General features: G+C 29.7%; 7 protein-coding genes. 2 read left to right on the top strand and 5 right to left on the bottom strand.

Translation table 11 applies throughout. The features are described 5' to 3' along the window. Positions 1-269: 269 nt before the first annotated feature. The 4 genes from BLP68_RS03880 to BLP68_RS03865 form a co-directional block, all read right to left on the bottom strand. Complete coding sequence (locus BLP68_RS03880; RefSeq protein ID WP_091540231.1) at positions 270-527, bottom strand: YkgJ family cysteine cluster protein; 258 nt, start codon at positions 525-527, stop codon at positions 270-272. 454 nt (positions 528-981) lie between these two features. Continuing rightward, on the bottom strand, positions 982-1,785 hold the full coding sequence (locus tag BLP68_RS03875) for an acyltransferase family protein (RefSeq protein WP_176758859.1): 804 nt from the start codon (positions 1,783-1,785) through the stop codon (positions 982-984). A gap of 136 nt (positions 1,786-1,921) precedes the next feature. Further along, positions 1,922-2,227 carry a YciI family protein gene (locus tag BLP68_RS03870; RefSeq protein ID WP_091540227.1) on the bottom strand — a complete coding sequence of 102 codons (306 nt, stop codon included), beginning with the start codon at positions 2,225-2,227 and terminating at the stop codon, positions 1,922-1,924. Between the two features lie 59 nt (positions 2,228-2,286). Continuing rightward, positions 2,287-2,601 carry a MazG nucleotide pyrophosphohydrolase domain-containing protein gene (locus BLP68_RS03865; RefSeq protein ID WP_091540224.1) on the bottom strand — a complete coding sequence of 105 codons (315 nt, stop codon included), beginning with the start codon at positions 2,599-2,601 and terminating at the stop codon, positions 2,287-2,289. 398 nt (positions 2,602-2,999) lie between these two features. On the opposite strand from BLP68_RS03865, the gene BLP68_RS03860 reads away from it, so the two are divergent. Continuing rightward, positions 3,000-4,679: a methyl-accepting chemotaxis protein gene (locus BLP68_RS03860; RefSeq protein WP_176758858.1), complete on the top strand. Its 1,680-nt coding sequence runs from the start codon at positions 3,000-3,002 to the stop codon at positions 4,677-4,679. A 141-nt stretch (positions 4,680-4,820) separates the two neighbouring features. Here the strand turns inward: BLP68_RS03860 and BLP68_RS03855 are convergent, their stop codons facing one another. Then, positions 4,821-5,552, bottom strand: a complete 732-nt coding sequence (locus tag BLP68_RS03855) for a hypothetical protein (RefSeq protein ID WP_091540220.1) — start codon at positions 5,550-5,552, stop codon at positions 4,821-4,823. 241 nt (positions 5,553-5,793) lie between these two features. Here BLP68_RS03855 and BLP68_RS03850 point away from each other — a divergent pair, with 241 nt between their 5' ends. Then, positions 5,794-6,249 carry a hypothetical protein gene (locus BLP68_RS03850; RefSeq protein WP_091540217.1) on the top strand — a complete coding sequence of 152 codons (456 nt, stop codon included), beginning with the start codon at positions 5,794-5,796 and terminating at the stop codon, positions 6,247-6,249. Positions 6,250-6,323 lie beyond the last annotated feature (74 nt).

Here is a 6,323-nt window from a genome sequence, read left to right as displayed (position 1 = left end):
TGAATTTATTTTTATTACTCATAGCTGTAACACGTCCTTTCTAGGTTTATTATAGCAACCTTTATACGTGTCCAGCAAATCTAATACACTCTACTCCTTTTATATGTAATATTTATTTTTTTAGTGTTCTTTATAATATTCTATTGAATTGAAATAAACCCTTTTAAATTAAGAAATGCTATATAAGTATTTCTTCAAAATAAATATTATAAAGTCCATTAATAATTAATTATATCTACAAGAAATCAGGTTGCTAGGTTCCTTGAAGATCATTTTTGTGAGGTATACATTTCTAAATATTCAAGATATAAGTATGCCTCCTTTGTAGTTTTTCCACACATTTCATTAGAGGGCATTAAACTACTGCATACGGTAGGTCTTTCTTTTTTCCCAAACAGCTTACATTTATTATCGTCACTAAGTTGAACACATCTGACCCCAGCAGGTTTTCCATTTGGCAATCCTGGTATTTTAGAGGAAATTGACGGTGCAATGCAACAAGCTGCACAACCAACTCTACATTCCATTAGTTCTCCTCCTGTCCTATTTTAATACTATCCATTGTATGAAATTTTCTTGTAAGTATACCCATTATACACTCTATTTAGCTGTTTATTTGGAGTCGCAAAAAACCTAGTAGATACTTTCTTTCCTTAACTTTTGTGATGAAGTCCATGTAGTATTACTTCTTTTTGTCGAAGTAGAACCTTTTACATTACCTATTATATATTATATATTTACCTATTTTAAATTTACTTAATACAAAGGTGCTTATAATGGAAGCTACAATACTTACTATGAATAATACTATCAGCATAAGAAGAGGATGTAAATTTAAATAAGAAGTATTTCGAAGAAATTGAACTCCTACATATAAAAACAACATGTGTAAAAGATAAATACCAAATGAAAAGCGACTTATGAATATGAATGTTTTAGGTATCTCTTTTAAATTAACTGCAATGTAGTAGATTAAAAAAATCATACTTGCAGCAAAATTACAATATCGATTCTTTTAGAATCATTAATAGTTAATATTCCACTTAAATATAAATATACAACTACTACCATTGATAGGAAGGGCAGCAGAATTACTTTACTTCTGTAATGCTTTATCTTTTCTATAAAAGCTTCATAATATTTACCACTATAAAAGCCTAATGTAAAGTAAAATATCCAAGATAGAAAGCTACCCCAAGTAAGTCCCCTCCATAGGAATTGCCCATATGGTATATTAACAGGGTCATCAAAATTAAAGAATCCTAAATATATAAGATTAATAAAAAGAGAGACTAAGAGTACCCTTTTAGGTGAAGTTCTACTTAGGTATTTATGAAGAGCAAGGTGTAGTAGATAAAATTGAAATATAACAATGATGAAATATCCATGCCTGTAAAACCCAAATAGTAAATTTCTAATTATAAAGAAAATAAAAGTCCTCAATACTATTCCTTCATATAATTTATTAGCTTCATGTGTCATGAGTATTGCGTAAATAAAGCCCATTGAAATATACGGATATAGTATTAATTGAACTCTCTTTTTTACAAAATTATCAGGTATATTTTCAGAGTATGAATAAGACAATAAAAACTCTGATAAAAAAATGAAAACTGGTGTTCCAAAGGTTAATAATAGTATTAAGGTCATAAAAGAAGCTTCTTGATGACTTGATATTTCAGTGCCATAGAGTTCTACAATTCTAGTGATGGAATGTACCAGCACAACACATAGACAAGCTATACTTCTTAATAGATAGATCTCTTTTACTGTATTTTTTGTCATCATCCTCCCCCTTTATAAATGAATTCTCTAAAAAAGACAAATTATATGTATAGATTAAGCTATCTGTATAGAGCTCAATATATTAGGGCTAAAAGTAACTATCCAATTAGTCTTATAAGGGTATATACATACTATTCTATTTATATAGCTGCATGAATATGGGGGCAACCTTACAGGACTTAATTTCAATTTTCTGCCACACATTACCCCTAACATATGGTTCCATTTCAATGTATTCTTCCACATCCTGTCTTGTAGGGAAATCAACCACAACACAGGAGCCTATCATTTTTTCATTCTCATCAAGAATGGCTGCTCCATATAAATATTTCTTCTCCTCAAATAATTTCTCCACTAGCTTTAGATGCTCATCACGGGCTGCTAATCTTCTTTCCAGTGCCTTTTCATCCTTACCATCATATGCTGTAATTATAAATTGCATCATAATTCCTCCTTATTATTTATATTTTATATTATAACAAAATTCTTATTCAACTGGTATTAATCTGAGCCCAAGTGTCCTTTGTAATTAAATCTTTGTTCATATTTATCTAATGCTGATGATAAGCATTCCTCCAGGTTTGTTTCTGTTTCATTAGCAATACATATTAATGAAAAGAAAACATCTCCTATTTCGCAATTCCAATCCTTTGTTTTACTAAATTGCTTGTTTCCGTAATCTGTCCCCTTTAATACCTCCTTTGACAATTCACCTACTTCTGAGGCTATATCAATTACTCTAACCTCAACCTTTGAAGTCATCTCCTTTTCCGTTGTAAATTTCTTGATTTTTTCTTGAATATCAGTTAACTCCATAAATTTTCCTCCCAACAATTGAAATCAATGTACTATCATTTAACAGTTATAATTAACTTAAAGGTATCATGTAAATAAAAACCCTTTTCCCGATCAGTATAACAAATAAATATTTTTGTGTAAAATCAATAATTAACTAAATAAATTTTTATCCTAAAAAACAAATTTGCACACTATATTTTTCCTTTCTACAAAAATCGACATAATTTTAACTATGCATCAACTATACTAATTAAGTAAGAAAAATTTTAATACATTAGGAAGTTTCATAATTCAAATATGATTCTTTGCACACATTATATATTCCATATAGCCTCACGTCAACTGGTATATTGTTAAATAATTAACCAAAATAAATTATGCAATTTCCACAAAATAAATAGCTAAGGAGAATGGGCATGAACTTAAAATTGAGGGGCAAGTTATTATCTTTAATCATTTCTATTTTATGTATTTTAGCAGTTCTTATTTCTGTAGTTGTTTATAATGAAAAAACCGATATGATAGCTCATCATCAGCTACAATCGAATATTAACTTAGGTTATGAGCTTTTTAATTCAAGATATGCTGGTAATTGGAATGTCATAGATAATAGACTATATAAAGGCTCTGTTTTAATCGATGACAATTTTGAGGTAGTAGATAAAATCAAAGAACTGACGGAATCCTCTGTAACTGTATTTCTATATGATACACGAGTATCAACCAATGTTATTACAGAAGATGGTGGTAGAGCTGTAGGAACAAAAGCATCTGAAGAAGTGTCTAATATGGTCTTAAAAGAGGGTATTTCCTATACAGGTGTAACAAATGTAGTTGGAAGGAAGTTTGTAACACAGTACATTCCTATAAAGGATGGGAATGACAGTATCATAGGTATGTTTTTTGTAGGAATTGATATGAACAACGTTAGAGCTATAGCCCTCCCTATAGTTTTAAAGATTGTCGGCATAATAGCAGTAGCTATTCTACTAAGCATCTTATTTTCCACCCTAATTATCAATAAAATTGTATCAAATATTAATCGTATTGTTACTGCCATAAAGGAGGTTGAGCAGGGTAACTTATCAGCTAAATGTAATGTTAAAACAAAAGACGAGTTGAATCTAATATCAAATAGCTTTAATTCTATGGTTAGTAACCTAAAAGATTTAATTAATAGAATTCAGGAGGTTGCTGTAAATTCAAAGGATTCATCACAGGTTATTGCAAATTCAATTGAAGAGGTAAGTGCTTCGAGTGAAGAAATTTCAAATACAATTCATGAAATTGCTATAGGGGTATCTGACCAAGCGGAAGAAATTAGCAATGGTGTTGAAATAACAAACAATCTTTCCAATAATATAATTAATATGCAGCATATTGTTGGCTTAACCAGCAATGACACCAATATAATGGAGGAAAATAATAAGCTTGGATTAGTTGCCATTAACACCTTTAAAGAAAATTTTAGTACTTATAGTAGCACTGCTTCCAGTGTAGCCAATAATGTATATACCTTGTCGGACAAATCAAATGCCATCGAGGAAATAATTGGAAGTATAAACCAGGTTTCCAATCAAACAAACCTATTAGCTTTGAACGCTGCAATAGAGGCCGCAAGAGCTGGAGAGGCAGGAAAGGGCTTTGGAGTTGTCGCAGATGAAATAAGAAAACTGGCTGAGGAATCAGCTCAATCAGCGGATAAAATTAAAAACATTATTGAAGATATTAAAGATGTTATTAATACCATTAACAATGATACTAAGGTTTCATCTAGCCTATTGGAGCACACCTCCAGTGAGTTAGGTAATACTGAGGAAGTCTTTAATAAGCTTGATACCTCCATAAAATCAGTTACAAGTCATATTTCATCAATTTCTCAGGCTTTAACTAATATTACAGCAGACAAAGATATAATGTTTAGTTCAATAAATAACATTAGTGCAGTAGCCCAACAATCAACAGCATCCACACAACAAATTAATGCATCAACAGAAGAGCAGACAGCGTCTATTGAAGAAATATCTGCGTCGTTTCTGGAGCTTAATAATATGATACTTTCTCTTTCTGAGTCTACTAAGGCTTTCAAACTATAAATAAACATTAAATACGTATAAAAAAAGCTACTTCTATTACTAGAGTAGCTTTTTTTTAGCCTGCTTTTCATTTATTGAAGAGGTATTTCATATTCCTCACCAGTACCATCAGTTACTTTTACAGTGCTATATTATTTGCATCTAATTACTATTCAATTGCCCAACTATTTTCCAGTTTCCATTTACCTTATTTAAAATAAGTATAAGCCTTCCAGCCTCGTCTCCTGTAGTGCTATCATAGTAAGAAAGAAATATTAGTGTTTCATTTTGATGATATTGTCTAATTTTGTATAGTAAAGATGTTTTGGGCTTGTAGTTAATAATATCGTGTTCTTTAACTATTTCTTTAAACTCTTCTTTATTAAAGACTTCTAGATTTCCGTAATTTCTATAACCAATATATTCTTCTTCATTAACCACATACATCCTCAAGCTTTCATTATTTTTAGCTGAATTTATGGTATTTTCAACAACTTCATATTTCATATTGAATTCTCTCACAGGAATATATACTCCTACAAGTAAAATAATAGCTAATGCAATAGCCAATATTACTTTAAACTGTTTTTCTCCTCTTATGTTTTTTAAAAATATTGGAATCAAAATGAATATAGCAGGCACAGGATTTGCTAAAAACCTATTAAGTATTACTGTAAATAAGTACGCGGATAATAAATCTATAGGTATAATAATTCTTTCATCAATAGCCCTATCTTCGATAATATCATATATCCTGTAAAGAGTACCTCCATAAACAATACATATGACTGCCAATAGAGCTAATCTAATGAACCCCATCTCAAAAGATAAGAAATAATAGCTTATAACTCCAATAAAAATAAACATCATATAATTAATGCTCTTCTGTTTCATTATAATACTCCTTCGTATTTTAATGTTTGACTTTATCATTACATAGATTGTAAGGCTCAACTACTTCATTTGTTTTATTGAATATATTATCGTATTAATTTTACTACAAAAAAATGGGTGTAACAATGGAAATTCCATGAATATATCGATATGTACATAAATATATATAATAAATAAGACATATAAGACAAGCTAATATACTCAGTTTTAAAAAATCACTATGCTTATAGGAGGACATTATATGCAAAAGATTATAAAATTCTTAAACAAGGACGATATTTCAATACGTGGAGCCTGTATTGTAGGTTTATGTGGCTTTTTCCTTCTAAATATGTTTGCTGTATTTGAATATGGAAAATATTTTTTCGGTTTAGATAATATATTTCTTGAGGTTATACCTGCCATCAGAATCCTGGCAAAAATTGATTTTTTGTTTGTTCTACTTATTATTTTAATATTAAACAAAAAGGAAGGATATTTCAGCTTCAAAGAGTTGCTAAGTATTGTTATGCTATTTTCTACAGGAGGAGTTCTGTATTACCTTATAAAAGAAAAGCCCTTAACAATAATAATACTACTGGGCTTATATGGCATTGGAATATCAATCTTTGCATGTATTGTAGGTTTAGGAGCAGTTTTCCCAATTTCTTTACCCTCCTTTTTTCAAATAAAGAAATTCAAAAAAGCCTCTAATTAATAATTTGAATATCGTAATATAATATATTGAAAAATTCAATAAAATAGATAGTAATAATACTTTCGTATTATTAC

The sequence above is a fragment of the Alkaliphilus peptidifermentans DSM 18978 genome, from assembly GCF_900101495.1.
GTDB lineage: Bacteria > Bacillota > Clostridia > Peptostreptococcales > Natronincolaceae > Alkaliphilus_C > Alkaliphilus_C peptidifermentans.
This window is presented reverse-complemented; position numbering and strand designations above follow the sequence as displayed.

Coding starts and splice junctions, on each gene's coding strand:
- BLP68_RS03880 (WP_091540231.1), bottom strand. CDS start 527: ATGGAATGTAGAGTTGGTTGTGCAGCTTGTTGCATTGCACCGTCAATT.
- BLP68_RS03875 (WP_176758859.1), bottom strand. CDS start 1,785: ATGACAAAAAATACAGTAAAAGAGATCTATCTATTAAGAAGTATAGCT.
- BLP68_RS03870 (WP_091540227.1), bottom strand. CDS start 2,227: ATGCAATTTATAATTACAGCATATGATGGTAAGGATGAAAAGGCACTG.
- BLP68_RS03865 (WP_091540224.1), bottom strand. CDS start 2,601: ATGGAGTTAACTGATATTCAAGAAAAAATCAAGAAATTTACAACGGAA.
- BLP68_RS03860 (WP_176758858.1), top strand. CDS start 3,000: ATGAACTTAAAATTGAGGGGCAAGTTATTATCTTTAATCATTTCTATT.
- BLP68_RS03855 (WP_091540220.1), bottom strand. CDS start 5,552: ATGAAACAGAAGAGCATTAATTATATGATGTTTATTTTTATTGGAGTT.
- BLP68_RS03850 (WP_091540217.1), top strand. CDS start 5,794: ATGCAAAAGATTATAAAATTCTTAAACAAGGACGATATTTCAATACGT.